Source organism: Shewanella sp. VB17, from assembly GCF_013248905.1.
GTDB lineage: Bacteria > Pseudomonadota > Gammaproteobacteria > Enterobacterales > Shewanellaceae > Shewanella.
The window spans coordinates 2,303,294-2,321,969 of record NZ_JABRVS010000001.1 but is presented as its reverse complement, the minus strand read 5'-3'; the positions used below and the strand labels follow the sequence as shown (position 1 = coordinate 2,321,969).

The following is an 18,676-nucleotide window of genomic DNA, read 5'->3' as shown; positions in this document are numbered from 1 at the left end:
GTTGCCCTGAAAAAGGCGATCCCTTCTGCTTAGAGGATAAAAAGAAGGTGATAATATCACCCTTATACTTAAATCATTATCGCCTAAAAACTTAAAGAAACCGTGATGAAATGTATCCGATTTTCACTGTAATACCCCTGAGGCTGGATCGGGTTCAATGTATTTCCATCGATTTCACCATCTCCCAGAGATTGATACTGGTAAGCAATACCAAGCACTGAACCTGTGTCCAGAGTTTTCATTGCACCGAAACCAAATCGCCATTGTTGATCCAGTGGCAATATGACATCTCTCTCAGCCGAATTCAGTGGGCTAGTATCAAAACTAAAACCTGATTGTAAGGTCCAATCACTTAATTGGTAACTTAACGCAATACCACCACCCCATGTATCTGAATACTTGTCATTGTACCTGCTCCACTGCTGCCAATTGGCACTTACCATTAGTGCAAGCTGATCTGTGAGTTGTTGTTCAATCCCAAGTTCCATACTTTGTGGCCAATTAACGTCAATAGTTTGCGGCTCAGGTAAACGCGTCGCTAAATCAAGCTCATGTTTACCCCCATAATTATAGGTTAATCCAAATGTGGTCTTATCCGATAACTGATAAAGTGCACCCAGTGCAAATGAGGGAGCCCAATTATCACCTTCTATGGTATTAGCTTGCTCCGTCCCCTGAAACAAATCAACTTTTAAGTCTGCATACTGTGCAATTAAAGAGCCACCTAGTGATAATCTCTCATTCACCTGATAAGAAGCTGAGGTGGTAATATTGATAATAGCAATATTATTTTCATTAATTATTTTAGCTGGGCCTCCTGCAACACCATTGTCATAAGCCATGCCTAAGCCACCAGGTGAATGCACAGCAATACCCGCGACCCAGTCATCATTTATACGTTTGGCATAGGATAAATGGGGCATGAACTGCCCTGCACTCCCCGTTGTTCCTGTCTCAGATGAGCCACGTTCAAAATCAGACTTTACATCTAAATATTGAATGCCAATGACAGCACTGCTCTCTTTTATCGCTGACAAACCAGCGGGGTTAGTCACCACTGCTGATGAATCTTTACTATTGGTGACATTAGCAGCGCCAGCTGTTCCTACACTCTCTGCTGTACCTATTTGTGATAGACCTAAACCACCTGCTAAAACCGTACTTGGTACCATGCAGCTTAAAAGTGTAAAAGGAATGACTAAATAAGTCGTGTTATTTCTCATTATATAATCCAAATATCAAATGATTAACCAAAGGATCTGGAGATATATCCATTACCATCGTTGAAAGAGTGAACCATATTATTGCTCGAGTATGCTTTATTTTATAAGCACTATAACTGTTTGAAATTACACAGCTCACATAGGTAAATCTAGACTAATTATACATATATTCAACATACATAAAATTGAAGTGTCTACATAAATGACGAATAGAGACATACCTTAACTGACAAAAAAATTGCTAAATAATGTTGTGTTGATAAACATGTTATCAAGCTCACTAAATTCACAATCGCCAGTCATCCTTTTAATCTTAAGTATAACCATTAACGTCACTCACAATAAAGTTATAGCGGTTATAACAAATATGAAAGTATTAGGTAAAGATGCACCTGTTGTTATAATCTGCTATAGGCTAGAATTGACCATGCTTGGTCTCAAAGCTAATATTCCAAACTTCAGCTAGTCGATCTCATTAGAATAATGTCTATTCAAGGTAGTCTTTATTAGAAACGATATGTATAGGTGTCGTTGGGTTATGAATGATGCTTCGATTTTTCACTCCGTTAATTGTACCAATAGCAGCAATAAGCCAAGTACAGATTAAGCCAGCAAATAAAATAACCGCAGCACATTCAAACACCCATAACCCAGTATGTAATGCCAATTGTGTGGTTCCAGTAACACAAGTGCCTACAGGGAACGTTAATGCCCACCAAGTCAATGAAAAAGGCATTTTTCTACGCAGTGCTCGTATCGTTAATAAACCCGCTAATATCGACCAGAAAAAAGCAAAGCCCCAGATAGGAACACCATAAATAATAGCCATATTATTTATGCTTGTAGACATGGGTTCATCGACAACGAGTAGCGCGACAGTTCCAAGGGCTCCCGCCGCAGTAATTGATTGTCCCAGAGGCCCTAAAACAATCCAAAGAGTAGGAGCTCGAGCACCACCAGATGTCCCTGAATGAACCAAGCGACTCCAAATCATGGTAATGATAATGAGTGAACTGATCAAACTTATCCCAAACATGGCATAACAGAAATATAGAAGGGTTTGTTGTAAAACAATATTTTGTGCATAAGGGATTAACATTGCCCCCATCGCTGCTGAAACCATCGGAGGAACAACAGGCATAAGCCAGCCACCAAAAGCAGCGTCATGTCGGATTTTATGATGAGTAAAAAGACGATAAGGAATGATAACAGCAGCAATTAATCCGCCAACAGTACCTAAAATCCAAAGTATCCATGCTATTATTATCGCTACATCACTAGGCATAATTTGTGGTCCGAATAAGACAGTTCCTCCAGCCACAGTCAGTATTGCCATTGGTGGCGCTCCAAAAAACTGCGCCATAACCGGATCATTAAATTGCCTCTTGATAATATGAGGATTCATAACCGTCTGAACTATTTTTATCAGTAGCATAAAAAATAACATTATTGATGCAAGTAACCATATAGCCAAACCTAGGCTGCTTAAATGCTCACCAAACCAAGGCAAACCTACCGCAGCATTAGCAATGATCCCTGTCCCCATCACAGAAGCAAACCAATTAGGTCCTATTTCCTTACTGAATTCAATTTGAGCATTTGTAGACATACAGATCCCTTTCTTACGTATTAGAGGTATGTTAGAAGGTGTTTTTCTACTCATTAGCCAGCTTCAAACAGCAATAGTTGAATATCGTGAATGTCTATTAATAGAAGAAGAGAACACATAATAAATATTAGCGTAATAGCTTTACACTGATTGAAAAATTTCACCCCGTGAGTTAGCGTCAATAAATTATCTTCAAAATAAGAGAGACTCTGCATGAGTTCTCTCTCCGCTATAACTTCGTCAGCAAATGCCATCAGCCCGACTCATGGAGTCAATATATGAAATGTTTAAGCAGATATTGACTGGCACATCATCGCCTAATGTAAAAACAATCAACCTGAGTAAATGGGTAAATGGGTAAATGGGTAAATGGGTAAATAATATGGCTGCAGCGAACTTTACTGTTGTCTATGAGAATAGAATAAAGTCATCCTTACTGAGGAAAATTCATTCATTGTATCAACAAGTAAATAAACACAACTATCAATAGACTGAACATTGAACTAACGAATGAAAAAACAGGGCAGAATATATAATGCGTTGTCAGCGAAAAATAAAAAGGCGCCATAGGCGCCTTTTTTAAACCAGGTCTAGTATGACATTACCAACCAGTGCGTGTACGCAATGCCTTACCGATATCAGCAAGTGAACGCACAGTTGTCACGCCTGCTGCTTCAAGCGCAGCAAACTTATCTTCAGCAGTACCTTTACCACCAGCAATGATAGCACCGGCATGTCCCATACGCTTACCTTCAGGTGCAGTAACACCAGCAATGTATGAAACAACAGGCTTAGTCACGTTAGCTTTGATGTAATCAGCCGCTTCTTCTTCAGCTGTACCACCAATTTCACCAATCATGACAATGGCTTCTGTTTGTGGATCGTTTTGGAACATTTCCAAAACATCGATGAAGTTAGTACCAGGAATTGGGTCACCACCAATACCAACACAAGTAGACTGACCAAAACCTTCATCAGTCGTTTGCTTAACCGCTTCGTACGTCAACGTACCAGAGCGAGAAACAATACCGACTTTTCCAGGTAAATGAATGTGTCCTGGCATGATACCAATCTTACACTCACCAGGTGTAATAACACCTGGGCAGTTAGGACCAATCATACGAACACCAGTTTCTTCAAGCTTAACTTTAACTTGAAGCATATCTAATGTTGGGATCCCTTCAGTGATACAAACGATGAGCTCAATGCCACCGTCAATCGCTTCAAAGATTGCATCTTTACAAAAAGGAGCCGGCACATAGATAACTGATGCTGTTGCACCCGTTTGAGCTACCGCATCCTTAACAGTATTAAACACAGGCAGGCCTAAGTGAACCTGCCCCCCTTTTCCTGGTGAAACACCGCCGACCATTAGCGTACCGTAATCGATAGCTTGCTCAGAGTGAAAAGTACCTTGTCCGCCAGTAAAACCCTGACAGATCACTTTAGTCTCTTTATTGATTAAGACAGACATTATTTGCCTCCCGCAGCTTTAACAACTTGCTCAGCTGCGTCAGTTAGACTTGTAGCTGCGATAATATCAAGACCTGAATTCGCTAACACTTCACGACCAAGATCAGCATTAGTTCCTTCAAGACGAACAACAACAGGTACGGTTACACCGACCTCTTTAACTGCACCGATGATACCTTCAGCAATCATGTCACAACGAACGATGCCACCGAAGATGTTAACCAGAACCGCTTTAACATTGTCATCAGATAAAATGATTTTAAATGCTTCAGCAACACGTTCTTTGGTCGCTCCGCCCCCAACATCTAGGAAGTTAGCTGGCTTGCCACCGTGTAGATTGACAATATCCATCGTTCCCATAGCAAGGCCTGCACCGTTAACCATGCAACCTACATTTCCATCAAGTGCAACATAGTTAAGTTCAAACTTAGCAGCATGAGCTTCACGAGCATCATCTTGTGATGGATCGTGCATTTCACGAATTTTTGGTTGACGGTAAAGTGCATTACCATCGATGCCAATCTTACCATCTAAACAGTGAATATTGCCCTCTGTCGTGATCACAAGCGGGTTGATTTCAAGTAGTGCGAAATCATGATCTTCAAACATTTTCGCTAAGCCCATAAAGACTTTTGTAAATTGCTTCAGCTGAGTCGGGTTAAGGCCCAGTTTAAAGCCAAGATCACGAGCTTGGTAAGGTTGAGGACCCGCTAGTGGATCGATAATAGCTTTGTGGATAAGCTCTGGCGTTTCTTCAGCCACAGTCTCAATCTCAACACCACCTTCAGTAGACGCCATAAATACAACGCGACGTGAAGCACGGTCAACAACGGCACCGAGGTACAATTCGTTAGCTATGTCAGTACAGCTTTCTACTAAAATTTTAGCGACTGGCTGACCTTTCTCATCAGTTTGATAAGTGACAAGATTTTTACCTAACCAATGTTCAGCAAATGCTCTAATTTCGTTTTTATCGCCAGTAACTTTTACGCCACCTGCTTTACCACGGCCGCCTGCGTGTACTTGACACTTAACAACCCACATATCACCGCCAATATGACCTGCTGCTTCAACTGCTTCTTGAGCAGTATCACATGCAAAGCCTTCTGACACTGGTAAACCATATTCGGCAAATAAAGATTTCGCCTGATACTCATGCAAATTCATGATGATCTATCCGTATACTTCTTATCAAATCCAACTGGCCTTAATGGCCAGTCACGAGGGTACACCAATCGCTCCATGTGAGACGACTGGTCAGTTGTCACTGCTAACTATAAATCAAGCAGTAGACGAGTTGGATCTTCGAGGAAGTCCTTAATGGCAACCAAGTAGCCAACTGACTCACGACCATCGACAATACGGTGATCGTAAGATAATGCTAGGTACATCATAGGCAAAATTTCAACTTGCCCATTCACGGCCATAGGGCGATCCTTAATGGCATGCATGCCTAAGATCGCACTCTGCGGTAAATTAAGAATAGGCGTCGACATGAGTGAGCCAAACACACCGCCATTGGTCACGGTGAAGTTACCTCCTGTCATATCTTCAACAGTCAATTTACCATCACGGCCTTTAAGCGCAAGCTCACGAACATTACGTTCAATATCGGCAAGGCTCATGGTATCGGTGTTACGAAGCACTGGTGTAACCAAGCCACGTGGAGTCGAGACTGCAATACTGATATCAAAATAATTGTGATAAACAATATCATCACCATCAATCGATGCGTTCACTTCAGGGAAACGTTTCAGTGCTTCGGTAACGGCCTTAATGTAAAAAGACATGAAACCTAAACGAATACCATGGCGCTTCTCGAACACTTCTTGATACTGCTTACGGATATCCATAATCGGTTTCATGTTGACTTCGTTAAACGTCGTCAACATGGCTGTCGAATTTTTAGCTTCAAGCAAACGATTAGCGATCGTTTTACGCAGACGTGACATTGGCACACGTTTCTGACTGCGCTCACCCTGTGGCACAACAACAACGGGGGCACTTACTGCAGCAGGCGTTGCTGACTTATTTTTAACAAAAGCTTCGACGTCTTCTTTAGTAATACGTCCGCCAGTGCCTGTACCTTTAACCTTGTTTGCTTCAATACCATGTTCGCCTAATAGGCGGCGAACAGACGGACTTAATGCATCAGTAGAATCATCTGCAACTTCTGCAGTATTCGATTCAGTGTTAGTCACTTCTTGACCCGCTACAGCACCTGCGGTAAATCTAGCAATCACGGCTTCACCGAGAACGGTATCACCTTCATGTGCTAGAAACTCAGCAATTGAACCATCTTCAGGTGCAACGACTTCAAGCACAACCTTATCAGTTTCAATATCAACAAGATTTTGATCTCGTGAAACGTGTTCTCCAGGCTGAACATGCCAAGTAGCAATAGTTGCATCAGCAACAGATTCTGGTAGTACGGGTACCTTAATTTCGATACTCATGAGGAGCTATCCTTTTAATTTGTCTATTACTACAGTTTTAATGCGCTTTTAATCAAAGATTCTTGCTCTTTGGCGTGCAGTGCAGGATAACCACACGCGGGTGCAGCAGATGCTTCTCGTCCCGCGTAGATTAACTTTGCACCTGCTGGAACCGACGTCCAGAAATGGTGCTGACTGCAATACCAAGCACCTTGGTTTTGAGGCTCTTCCTGACACCAAACAAAATCTTTAACATGTTGATATTCAGATAATATTGTATCCATATCTTCGTGTGGGAACGGGTATAATTGTTCCAAACGAATCAAGGCTACATTGGTCACATTTTCCTTGCGACGTTTTTCTAACAACTCAAAGTACACCTTACCGCTACAGAATACGACTCGGTCAACTTTACTGCTGTCTAGACCATCAATTTCAGGAATAACATTTTGGAATGTTCCCTGAGCAAGTTCCTCCATCGAAGATACCGCTAATGGATGACGCAATAAAGATTTAGGAGACATCACGACCAATGGCCGACGCATCGGTCTTACAACCTGTCGTCGTAACATATGGTAAACCTGCGCCGGTGTTGACGGCACACAAACCTGCATATTGTGGTTGGCACACAGTTGTAGGAAACGCTCAAGTCGTGCACTCGAGTGTTCAGGTCCTTGACCTTCATAACCATGAGGTAATAGAAGAGTCAAACCACATAGGCGTCCCCACTTCTGCTCACCCGATGATAAAAATTGGTCAATAACAACTTGAGCACAGTTAGCAAAATCACCAAACTGTGCTTCCCAAAGGGTTAATCCACTTGGTTCTGCCGTCGCATAACCATATTCAAATGCAAGTACAGAGGCTTCTGACAAAACAGAATCTGTAATGTCAATAGGACCTTGCTCATCAGCAATGTTACGCAGTGGCAAATAGGCTGTAGCATCGTTTTGATTATGCAATACAGCGTGTCGATGAAAGAAAGTACCACGACCAGAATCTTGACCTGTTATACGGATACGTTTCTTATCTTCAACAATAGAGGCGTAAGCTAAGGTTTCTGCAAACCCCCAATCAAGCAACTTCTCACCACTGGCCATTAAAGCACGATCTTTGTAAATTTTAGCCACACGCGATTGAAGTTTGTGGCTTGCAGGCACATGACTGATTTTTTCAGCTAAATTCTTGATACGCTCCATCGACATTTGAGCGGGGTAATCTTCATCCCACTCTTTGTTGATGTAAGGAGACCAATCGCCCGAATGTAACGTCATTGGACGCCATTCAGACACGACACAATCGCCATGATCAAGCGCATCTCGATAATGATTAACCATCGAAGTCACATCATCAGCAGCGAAGGTCTTTTCTGCAATCAATCGATCTGCATAAATTTTACGTGGTGTGGGATGTTTTTTTATCTTGGCATACATCAAAGGCTGAGTTGCACTTGGCTCATCGGCTTCGTTATGACCGTGACGACGATAACAAACAAGATCTATCACCACATCTCGTTTAAACTCATTGCGATAATCAACCGCTAATTGAGAAACAAACGCAACGGCTTCAGGATCATCCGCATTCACATGAAAAATGGGTGCCTGCACCATCTTAGCAATATCGGTACAATATTCAGTTGAACGTACATCTTCAGTTGCAGAAGTAGTGAAACCAACTTGATTATTAATCACGATTCGGATGCTACCACCCACTGTGAAACCGCGAGTCTGAGACATGTTAAATGTCTCTTGCACAATACCTTGGCCTGTGATGGCTGAATCACCATGTATGGTAATAGGCAAAACTAACAAGCCAGAATCACAACCCCGACGATCAAGACGTGCACGTACTGAGCCCATCACCACAGGATTAACAATCTCAAGATGAGAAGGATTAAAAGCCAATGCTAGGTGAATATTACCACCAGGTGTCTGGAAGTCAGAAGAAAAACCTTGGTGGTATTTAACGTCACCAGAACCATTGACGTCATCGCTGTGCTTTCCGGCAAATTCATCAAACAGTTCTGAAGGCTTTTTACCTAAGATATTCACCAGCAGATTCAGGCGACCACGGTGAGCCATGCCCACAACCACTTCTCTAGTGCCCGCTTCGCCTGCACGATACAAGATCTCTCGCATCATAGGCACTAACGCATCGCCACCTTCCAATGAGAAACGTTTTGCGCCAGGAAATTTGGCACCGAGATATTTTTCCATACCTTCTGCGGCATTTAAGCCTTCGAGGATACGTTTTTTAACCGATTTATCGTAATTAGCGCTACCTAAAGAAGGCTCTAACCTTTGCTGTATCCAGCGTTTCTCATCGGTATCAGTGATATGCATGTATTCAGAGCCAATTGAACCACAGTAAGTGGCTTTCAAGGCGTTAACAAGATCACCAAGCTTCATAGTGTCACCACGATGAGCAAAGGAACCGGTATTGAATTCACGCTGCATATCTTCGCGAGTTAATCCATGGAAGGCAGGGTCCAACTCAGAGACTGGCTCACGTTTCCAAAGCGCCAGAGGGTCTAAATTTGCATTCTGGTGGCCACGGAATCGATGAGCATTAATCATCTGCAGGACTTTAACTTGCTTAGCATCGACTTCAGGATCGGTTACGCGGGCGACGCCCTTATGACTTCCTTCTAATGCTAAACTACGAAAATAATCACGTACTTTTGAATGAGCAGCTTCCGGTACATCTTTCGATGTGCCGTTCGCATAAGGGAGGTTATCAAACACCGCTTGCCAGTCTGAAGCAACAGACTGAGGGTCTTCTTGATAGGCTTCATACATCTCTTCTACATAGGTCGAGTTTGCACCACTTAAGTGTGATGATTCGAGCCAGGCTTTCATGATGCCTTGGTGCATTTCTATTCCTTTCAAACTTATACACGAACTTAGCCAAGTCTTAAGTATGCATTCTTTATGATAAAACAAGAAATGCACAATCGTTGTCATCCAAAATCTAAATTATCTAGACTTCACGACAAATTGTAGTTTCATTATACAAAAGAGTCACTTCTCAAAAAAAGAAAAGTGACTCTATTCGAGCTATGTTATTATTGATTTAAGCTCTTGATATTGCATTTACACTGCTCTTTTTAACAACATGGACTTAATATGCCCAATTGCTTTTGTTGGATTGAGTCCTTTAGGACACACATCCACACAGTTCATAATCCCATGACAGCGAAATACACTGTAAGCATCATCGAGTTCAGATAAACGCTCTTCAGTTGCAGTATCGCGACTATCAATGAGAAAACGATAAGCATGTAGTAGTCCACTTGGACCAATAAATTTATCAGGATTCCACCAAAAAGATGGGCAAGCAGTCGAACAGCACGCACACATAATGCATTCGTACAATCCATCTAAATGTTCACGTTCCTCAGGCGATTGCAGATGTTCACGCGCAGGCGTTTTTTCATCGTTAATCAAGTAAGGCTTGATTTTTTCATATTGCTTGTAGAACTGACTTAAGTCCACAATAACATCACGTACCACTGGCATACCTGGCAGCGGTCTGATCTGTATTTTTTTACCTTGAAAGGTAGAAACTGGCGTAATACAAGCCAACCCATTTTTACCGTTCATATTAACGCCATCACTGCCACAAACACCTTCACGGCATGAGCGACGAAACGCTAATGTTGGGTCTTGCTCTTTTAACAATATCAGCGCATCAAGGACCATCATGTCGGTACCTTCTGCTACTTCTAATGTGTAATCCTTCATGTAAGGCTTAGCGTCTACATCAGGATTATAGCGATAAACTGCAATATTCAAATTCATCTCAAATTCCTTAGTAAGTACGCTTGATCGGTGGGAATGCAGCACGAAGCTTAGGCTCCATGTTCACAGGCCGTCGATCCATCTCTTCTGTATCTGGGTTAAACAAACTATGGCACAGCCAGTTCTCATCATCGCGTTCAAGATAATCTTCACGTGAATGTGCACCACGACTTTCTGTGCGGTAATTTGCAGCATAAGCTGTTGCAATCGCTGTGGCCATCAAGTTATCCAACTCTAGGCACTCAATACGCTGCGTATTGAACTCGCTTGAATTATCAGATAACTTAGCATTAGCTAAACGTGCGCGTATTGCTTTAAGTTCTTTCAAACCTTCAGCCATTGCATCACCACTTCGAAATACAGAGAAATTAAGTTGCATACAAAGCTGCAAGTCTTTACGTATTTGTACCGGATCTTCACCGTCTTTATTGCTTTCCCAACGGTTCAAACGTTCAAGTGATGCCGCTATATCTGCCTCAGTGGCGTCAATTGGGGTAGCGGTTTCATCCAATGCTTTACCTAAGTGTTGCCCGGCTGCACGACCAAATACCACTAAATCGAGCAGTGAGTTGCCGCCTAAACGGTTAGCACCATGTACTGATACACACGCAATTTCACCCACAGCAAAAAGACCAATAACATCAGTTTCCGTACCATCGGTATGCTTTCGAATGACCTGACCACTCACTTTCGCGGGCAGCCCTCCCATCATATAGTGACAAGTAGGTAACACAGGGATAGGACCATCAGCAGGATCAATGTGAGCAAATGTACGTGATAATTCGCAAACACCAGGTAAACGAGCTTCTAATGTTTCTTTACCTAAATGATCAAGCTTAAGCAGACAATGCGGGCCAAGTGGACCATCTAATCCACGACCTTCACGAATCTCAGTCATCATCGAACGCGCAACGACATCACGAGATGCTAAATCTTTGGCATTAGGTGCATAACGCTCCATGAAGCGTTCACCGTCTTTGTTCAGCAAATATCCACCTTCACCACGGCATCCTTCCGTCACGAGAACACCCGCGCCAGCAATCCCAGTAGGATGAAACTGCCACATTTCCATATCTTGCATCTGAACACCAGCACGCATCGCCATACCAACACCGTCACCGGTATTAATATGTGCGTTAGTGGTTGAAGCAAAAATACGCCCAGCACCACCGGTCGCTAACACTGTCGCTTTAGCTTTGAAATAAACAATCTCACCACTTTCAATATCAATGGCAGTACAACCGACAATCACGTCGTCTGCATTTTTCACTAAATCCAGTGCATACCACTCAGAAAACACTTCTGTTTTATGCTTTACATTTTGCTGATAAAGGCAATGTAAAAGCGCATGACCGGTTCGATCCGCAGCGGCTGCTGTACGTGCTGCTTGTTCGCCACCAAAATTTCTTGATTGGCCACCAAACGGGCGTTGATAGATAGTGCCGTTCTCGAAACGAGAAAATGGCAGTCCCATTTGCTCTAATTCGATAACCGATTCAGGACCGGTTTTACACATAAACTCGATGGCTTCTTGATCTCCGATAAAATCGGAACCTTTAACCGTGTCGTACATGTGTTGTTCCCAATGATCTTCATGGGCATTACCTAGCGCAACGGTAATGCCCCCTTGCGCAGATACGGTATGAGAACGTGTAGGAAATACTTTAGATAAAAGCGCACAGCTTTTACCTTCTTTAGAGATTTGTAATGCGGCTCGCATACCTGCGCCACCGGCACCGATCACAATCGCATCAAATTCGCGAACTGGAATACTCACTTAAACACCCCACACTATCAAAATGCCTGCAGCCATATAAGAAAAGGCTACCACGACAACAACGAACTGAAGTACACCACGTAAAGCGATCGGTTTTACATAGTCTGTCAGTACTTGCCAAACACCAATCCATGCATGGATAAGCAAAGCAACAAGCGCTAACAATGTAAATACCTTCATCGGCAATGCACTAAATAAGCCATGCCATACGTCGTAGGTAAGTGGAGCGCTACATGCAACAAATCCAACCAAGAAAATGGTATAGATAGCCAAAACGATTGCACTGGCGCGTATCAGAATAAAGTCATGGACACCACTGCGACCAAGACTTGCTGCGTTAGTTACCATACCCAAATCCCCACAATGATAGAAAACGCGGCTGACAAAGCAAACGCAATTTTTGCTGAAACAATGCCAGAAGCTAACTCTTCCCAGCGCCCAGTATCCATCACTAAATGGCGTAAACCAACAATGAGATGATAACCAAGAGCGGTAAGAATTCCCCAAATGACAAATTTAACCAACAAATTATCAAAAAGAGATTGTGTCGCTGCGAAACTCTCAGGTGATGCTAAAGATTGATTTAACAACCAAATAAGAATACCAACAGCAAATAGCATGATGACACCGGATACACGGTGAAGAATGGACGCAATCGCTGTTGCAGGGAAGCGAATGGTCTGCAGATCTAAATGGACAGGTCTTTGCTTTTTCACGTTCTGCTCACTCTGCTCTATTGAGCTATATTTTTGTTATACGAACCGCTTTTACTCAAATTATAGACCGTGATCTAAATCACAATTTTAATTATCGTAAAAGAAAAGTGTAAACAAACAATTAACCAAATAAAAAACACTATTTACTGATGTAAACGCATGTAAACAAGTGTTAACTAACTGGTAATGTTAGTAGCTCATCGGAGCCGAAGCAAGTATACGCGGGGCAAATGTCAAATACAAACGTCACATTATGCATATTAAGTTTTTTTGGTAAAAAAAACTGCCAAGTCCCAGTTATGCTATGCTGTTGATTAAAATAAGACCGCGGTCTAACAAATTTAAACACTTATTTAAATTGAAATGTGATCTAGATTCACTGTAGAGTATTGCGATTGATAAGCCGCACTCACATATGAATGAAGTAAGGAGAAGGGTATGGCTGACAAAATAGCCAAGTTACAACTACCAGGGAATGAATCGATCGATTTGCCGATCAAAAAAGGAACTGCAGGATTCGATGTCATTGACATCAGTAAGTTAGGCAGTAAAGCGCACTTTACATTCGACCCAGGATTTCTCGCTACAGCCTCCTGTGAATCAGCGATCACCTATATTGATGGCGATTTGGGCATACTGCTCCACCGTGGTTATCCGATAAGCGAATTAGCGGTAGACTCTGATTATTTAGATCTATGTTATCTACTTTTGTACGGAGAGCTTCCATCTAAAAGCCAATATAAAGAATTTGTTCTTACTGTAAAAAACCACACAATGGTGAATGAACAGTTGGCATCTTTCTTTAGAGGCTTCCGTCGTGATGCTCACCCGATGGCAATGCTATGTGGCGTGACGGGTGCTTTATCTGCATTTTATCAAGATTCTTTAGATGTCAATGATAGTCGTCATCGTGAAATTGCAGCATACCGACTCGTGTCTAAAATGCCCACTATTGCCGCCATGTGTTATAAGTATTCAATTGGTCAGCCATTTGTATACCCACGTAATGATCTTAGCTACGCAGGTAACTTCCTTAGTATGATGTTTGCTGTGCCGTGCGAAGAGTATCGAGTGAACCCGATTGTAGAACGCGCTATGGACCGTATCTTCATTTTACATGCAGATCATGAGCAAAACGCATCAACTTCTACAGTACGTCTAGCGGGTTCTTCTGGTGCAAACCCATTTGCATGTATCGCTGCGGGGATCGCATCACTGTGGGGACCTGCACATGGCGGGGCCAATGAAGCCTGTCTAAATATGCTCGAAGAAATTGGCACTGTTGATCGCATTCCAGAATTCATTGCACGTGCAAAGGATAAAGACGATCCTTTCCGTCTAATGGGCTTTGGACATCGTGTTTACAAAAACTTTGACCCACGTGCTAAAGTCATGCGTGAAACATGTCATGAAGTACTGAGTGAGCTCAAAGTGAATGACCCTCTGCTTGATGTGGCCATGGAACTTGAACGTATTGCATTAGAAGATGAATACTTTGTCTCTAAGAAACTTTACCCGAACGTTGACTTCTATTCGGGAATTATTATGAAAGCTATTGGTATTCCAACCAGCATGTTCACCGTACTATTTGCCCTTGCGCGTACCGTCGGTTGGATTGCTCACTGGAAAGAGATGTTAGATCAACCCGGCCATAAAATCAGTCGTCCTCGACAATTGTATACTGGCGATACTGAACGTAGCTTTATTCCAAAAAACAAACGTAATTCTTGATAATAATTTAAATTAGGTCAATAAAAAGCGCGAATATTCAGCTTGATATTCGCGCTTTTTTTTCACTCTAATTAACCCTAATGATTTTACATCACAATATAAACAGGCCACCCCAACAAACCTGTTAGACCTTCTTTGTATTCCAATCGCTCTAACCGCTCTGGACTGACATTTTTTAACAGTAACTCACGATAACTTTTAGCAAACGTTAACGTGCGCAGCAAACCCGCTGTAAAATGCTTACCTAAGTCCACTTTTATTGTCTCTGCAAGGGCCAAAGGCAGCTCAGACAACGTTTTTTCTATGAGTTGTTCTATGTGTTCAGCTGAGAACCAAATATCTTGAAATTCGATATGTGCGATCCGTTGCTTGAGATCTTGTCTTACGTTAACTGAGCCCAAAAATAGTCGATACAGTACCACTTCAGCAAACACACTTTCCAGACTCAAACAATCTAAAGGATCGTAGCTAACTTGGGCATAACATTGCTTTAGCAAGCACACCACTGATTCCTGACGGTTAAAATCTAATAATGCTTCTTGATAAGCTTGCCAACCTATCCATTCATCGCTATCGCTTGGACTAGACACTTTATCGAGTAAGACTTTATCAATATCACCATACACTGACTTATTGCTCAGCTTATACTTACTGACCGTACTCAGCATACTCCAGCCTTTCTGAAAGGATTTAACTATCCCATCTGACGTTAAAAGTAAATTGAGTCCTTGATACTTATCTCGATCACTTAACGCCATCAGACCTAAACTTGCCACGCCAATAACATCAAAAGCGGCATGTTCTAATAAATGCATCTTGTATTTATTATAAAACTTATCAGCCAATTTAAGACTCATCAACACTGCTTTCGCTTTAATATTCGCCAATTGTGTGTCATCTAATAACGCTTCTGTTTGGCCGTAGGCTAATACTCTACTTAAAAAAGGCCCTTGGTCACTATCTCTTAACACGACTTGCATTAGTGAGTTCCTTAATCAAGAAAACTAAACATATCATCAACTTCAGCGTACTCATCAGTCACTTCATTCTTTTCTTTTGCTTGAAGTACTAATTCACTGACAAATTTGTTAATAATATTTATCCAACTTGAATTTTCGCTACGTAGTAGGTTTTTAATCGATTTCTCGACATCAGGGGCAAGTTGACTAATCAAGGCTAACAAACTACGAGGATCATCCATACTAAGACCATGAGCTTCCTCTTCTGTGTTTCTATCACTAAAACCAATCGTTTCACCATCATCTTCATCATCGTAGCTATCATTGATGTGATATTCAGTGCTTGTTGATGGCCCTAATATAAATTCAATAAAAGGGATCGACAGATAAAATAAACCTGCAGGATCTTCAGCAATACACTCCAAAATAGCCGTCTGTTTAGCTTCACAGTCTTGAATACGAATAAGGTATGTCAGAAAGTCAAAAGTATGCTGGATCAATTCATCTGCATTACTCTTAATTTTCTCTTCCCAATAAAGAGGCTGTTGGCAAACAATGTCTCTGATCTGCTCAGGACTCATCAGTTCCGACATAATGGACGGACAGGAGATATCATGATGACTGTTGATTTGAGTTAAGGTCACGATATCCATCTGCTCAATCACTTCAACCAACACCTCATCAGTCATGGTGTTAGCCATCAATTCAAACTTTTTACTCGCTTGCTTAGGCTCTATATCTGCCAATTGTTTTATTTCGGCTGCAGCAATTTCAACTAAGTTATTCATCAGTGCTCCTCATCATACTGATCGTAATAACCATCATCATTATCTTCAACGTAGTCATCATTATCATCTTGATCCTTTTCTTTATTTCCTGACGGCACTTTATTCTCATTTTCCAATAAGTATAAAACTGCACAGCTCTCTATGAGTAAGGTTTCACAATATTCCCGAACCGCTAACACCAGCGGTAAATCAGCATTATTAAAGGCCACGGTCGTTTTAAAATCATTCCACGGGGGTAAGATCCCTTGCTCTATCCAGCCAGACCATTTGAGTTTTGCTGCAGGTGGAAATTTAACTTTATCATACAGAGCAATGGGTAAGTACTCAGGGACAGAATTGAGTAACTTAGGATCGGCCAACAAAATCGTTTTGATTTGACTGGTAAATTGTTCCAGCGCATTTGGGGTATCGGGATCATTATAAGATTCGATATTGCTATATGCATTTTCTTTTAACTCATCAATGCGTGCGAGATTTAGTGATGTTGTCATGAGTACTCAGAAATTAACTTATAGAATAAAATTGGTCCCATAGCTCGCGCATTGCGGCAGCGGGGTCGGTCACAATAACATTATTGAAATCTCTCACAAATGCACTTTTAAGCTTAGGATTTGAAAGCACTTCATAAGCTTTTTTTACTCTCTGTAGTCGAACTTCGGCCTCGACTTTATCATCTTCAGACACGCCGAGTAATTTATCAGGGTGGTACTTATTCGATAAGCGTTTGTAAGCTTTTTTTATATCGTCTTCGTTTGCGCTCGGCTTAACGCCAAGCACACTAAAGTGGTTAATCATGTTATTACCTGCGAGCAGTTATTCTTTCATTTCAAAATCGAAAGGGTTAAGTAGGCTGACACTGTATTGCCATTTACCCACTAAAATTCGCATCGTCCCAGATCCCATTGACTCTGATCCGATCAATGATTTTTTAAAAGCAAAGTTTAACGGTAGAAAGGCCAGAGTACAACATACAATCCGCGACACGCGCCAACCTTTACGACACTGTCATAAGTTAGCTTAATATTGACCATAACAATAAACACCATCACGCCCAACTAAAAATGATGCCATTACTTTGTTTGTCTAAAATGCCATAACAACCAATAAATAGGACGAAGATCTTTACCACCCACGTCTTTTAAACAATACAAAACAAAATAGAGACATTGCCAAGGTGTTATCCACTTTTTAGCCTCTTGCCAAATGTTATCACCTCCAGCATGACGATACGCCATAATCACAGGCTTTATAGACTCATGCTTAGGACCTAAATAACGGTATAGACTATGAATATAAACAAGAATATCGCGTCTTTGTTGATAGATAATACTCTTATTGTTTTGACTCGCTTCAAAATCAATAAAACTCACCTGTCCATCTTGCCAACTAATATCCCGAAGTGCGGGTCGTCCATGAGCCAGGCCTAAAGTATGAAGTTTGGCTAAGGCAACACCACTGTCTACCAATATCTGCTGCTGCGTATTTGACTCAATATTCGCATTAGCCATCCATTCATTTAAGGTCTTACCAACGTCAGCAATCACCAAAAAATGATCACCACAGTACATTAATGTGGGAACTGGCGCCCCCTTGAGTGCTAATTTTTTTAACGTATCAATCTCAATTTGAATCGATTTTTTGGAGTTGGGTTTTAAAAAACGCATCGCACCGGTTAGTTTTTCAGCCTGTTTTAACCAATAAACCTGCCCCGAATATTCAAATCGCACCACCCTTTTCCCTATATTGTCATTCAATACGTTATCAACGAAACATCTGAAGGCTTGATTAGGCACGCAATTTACTCCCAAAAAAATGAGGGGTGATTATCCGTATTTGACCGACGTAAAGCAAACCGAAATGTTCAATGTTATGCCTACCACCTAAACAAACATCCACAGCAGCAATAATAAGAAAACACGATTAGAATATACAATCGGAAAAACAAAAAAAAGCGCTCAAAAAAGCGCTTTAATCGTCAAGGGTAAACGTTAAGCTTCTTGCCAGCTCACCGCTTTGTTTTCCAATAAAACCGGGATCCCTTCATTGATTGGGTACGCTAAACGCTCACCTTTACAAATCAATTGTTGGTTAGCTTTATCATAAAATAATTTACCTTTACACACTGGGCAAGCAACAATCTCTAATAGTTTTTTATCAAACGACAT

Annotated in this window: 18 protein-coding genes; 1 reads left to right on the top strand and 17 read right to left on the bottom strand. The window is 41.6% G+C overall.

The window, feature by feature from the left end:
• Positions 1–83 precede the first annotated feature (83 nt).
• The 10 genes from HQQ94_RS09955 to sdhC form a co-directional block, all read right to left on the bottom strand.
• Entirely contained in the window at positions 84–1,223 is a 1,140-nt protein-coding gene (locus tag HQQ94_RS09955) for an OmpP1/FadL family transporter (RefSeq protein ID WP_254304036.1), read from the bottom strand.
• Between the two features lie 487 nt (positions 1,224–1,710).
• Positions 1,711–2,832 (bottom strand): TDT family transporter, encoded by a 1,122-nt coding sequence (locus HQQ94_RS09950; RefSeq protein ID WP_173294279.1) that lies wholly within the window; start codon positions 2,830–2,832, stop codon positions 1,711–1,713.
• A gap of 601 nt (positions 2,833–3,433) precedes the next feature.
• The gene (sucD, locus tag HQQ94_RS09945; protein ID WP_173294278.1) at positions 3,434–4,306 is read right to left on the bottom strand and encodes a succinate--CoA ligase subunit alpha; all 873 of its coding nucleotides are present in this window, start codon (positions 4,304–4,306) and stop codon (positions 3,434–3,436) included.
• A complete protein-coding gene (sucC, locus tag HQQ94_RS09940; protein ID WP_173294277.1) occupies positions 4,306–5,472 on the bottom strand; it encodes an ADP-forming succinate--CoA ligase subunit beta in 1,167 nt (388 codons plus the stop codon). Before sucC ends, sucD begins: the two co-directional genes overlap by 1 nt.
• 107 nt (positions 5,473–5,579) lie before the next feature.
• Complete coding sequence (odhB, locus tag HQQ94_RS09935; RefSeq protein WP_173294276.1) at positions 5,580–6,761, bottom strand: 2-oxoglutarate dehydrogenase complex dihydrolipoyllysine-residue succinyltransferase; 1,182 nt, start codon at positions 6,759–6,761, stop codon at positions 5,580–5,582.
• Positions 6,762–6,790: 29 nt separating this feature from the next.
• On the bottom strand, positions 6,791–9,613 hold the full coding sequence (gene sucA, locus HQQ94_RS09930) for a 2-oxoglutarate dehydrogenase E1 component (RefSeq protein WP_173294275.1): 2,823 nt from the start codon (positions 9,611–9,613) through the stop codon (positions 6,791–6,793).
• 219 nt (positions 9,614–9,832) lie between these two features.
• A complete protein-coding gene (locus HQQ94_RS09925; protein WP_173294274.1) occupies positions 9,833–10,540 on the bottom strand; it encodes a succinate dehydrogenase iron-sulfur subunit in 708 nt (235 codons plus the stop codon).
• Positions 10,541–10,550: 10 nt separating this feature from the next.
• Complete coding sequence (gene sdhA, locus HQQ94_RS09920; RefSeq protein WP_173294273.1) at positions 10,551–12,317, bottom strand: succinate dehydrogenase flavoprotein subunit; 1,767 nt, start codon at positions 12,315–12,317, stop codon at positions 10,551–10,553.
• Positions 12,318–12,665 carry a succinate dehydrogenase, hydrophobic membrane anchor protein gene (sdhD, locus tag HQQ94_RS09915; protein WP_173294272.1) on the bottom strand — a complete coding sequence of 116 codons (348 nt, stop codon included), beginning with the start codon at positions 12,663–12,665 and terminating at the stop codon, positions 12,318–12,320.
• Positions 12,659–13,054 (bottom strand): succinate dehydrogenase cytochrome b556 subunit, encoded by a 396-nt coding sequence (gene sdhC, locus HQQ94_RS09910; RefSeq protein ID WP_173296594.1) that lies wholly within the window; start codon positions 13,052–13,054, stop codon positions 12,659–12,661. Before sdhC ends, sdhD begins: the two co-directional genes overlap by 7 nt.
• 417 nt (positions 13,055–13,471) lie before the next feature.
• On the opposite strand from sdhC, the gene HQQ94_RS09905 reads away from it, so the two are divergent.
• Positions 13,472–14,764, top strand: coding sequence for a citrate synthase (locus HQQ94_RS09905; RefSeq protein ID WP_173294271.1), 1,293 nt, complete (start codon positions 13,472–13,474; stop codon positions 14,762–14,764).
• A gap of 86 nt (positions 14,765–14,850) precedes the next feature.
• On the opposite strand, the gene HQQ94_RS09900 is transcribed toward HQQ94_RS09905, so the two are convergent.
• From HQQ94_RS09900 to HQQ94_RS09870, 7 genes are all read right to left on the bottom strand, one after another.
• Positions 14,851–15,744, bottom strand: a complete 894-nt coding sequence (locus HQQ94_RS09900; protein WP_173294270.1) for a hypothetical protein — start codon at positions 15,742–15,744, stop codon at positions 14,851–14,853.
• Positions 15,745–15,755: 11 nt separating this feature from the next.
• Positions 15,756–16,511, bottom strand: a complete 756-nt coding sequence (locus tag HQQ94_RS09895) for a hypothetical protein (protein ID WP_375335695.1) — start codon at positions 16,509–16,511, stop codon at positions 15,756–15,758.
• Positions 16,511–17,002, bottom strand: coding sequence for a hypothetical protein (locus HQQ94_RS09890; protein WP_173294269.1), 492 nt, complete (start codon positions 17,000–17,002; stop codon positions 16,511–16,513). Before HQQ94_RS09890 ends, HQQ94_RS09895 begins: the two co-directional genes overlap by 1 nt.
• Positions 17,003–17,015: 13 nt before the next feature.
• Positions 17,016–17,306 (bottom strand): J domain-containing protein, encoded by a 291-nt coding sequence (locus HQQ94_RS09885; protein ID WP_173294268.1) that lies wholly within the window; start codon positions 17,304–17,306, stop codon positions 17,016–17,018.
• An 18-nt stretch (positions 17,307–17,324) separates the two neighbouring features.
• A complete protein-coding gene (locus HQQ94_RS09880; RefSeq protein WP_173294267.1) occupies positions 17,325–17,495 on the bottom strand; it encodes a hypothetical protein in 171 nt (56 codons plus the stop codon).
• 86 nt (positions 17,496–17,581) lie between these two features.
• Entirely contained in the window at positions 17,582–18,304 is a 723-nt protein-coding gene (locus tag HQQ94_RS09875) for a lipopolysaccharide kinase InaA family protein (protein WP_173294266.1), read from the bottom strand.
• Positions 18,305–18,499: 195 nt separating this feature from the next.
• Entirely contained in the window at positions 18,500–18,676 is a 177-nt protein-coding gene (locus HQQ94_RS09870) for a Trm112 family protein (protein ID WP_173294265.1), read from the bottom strand.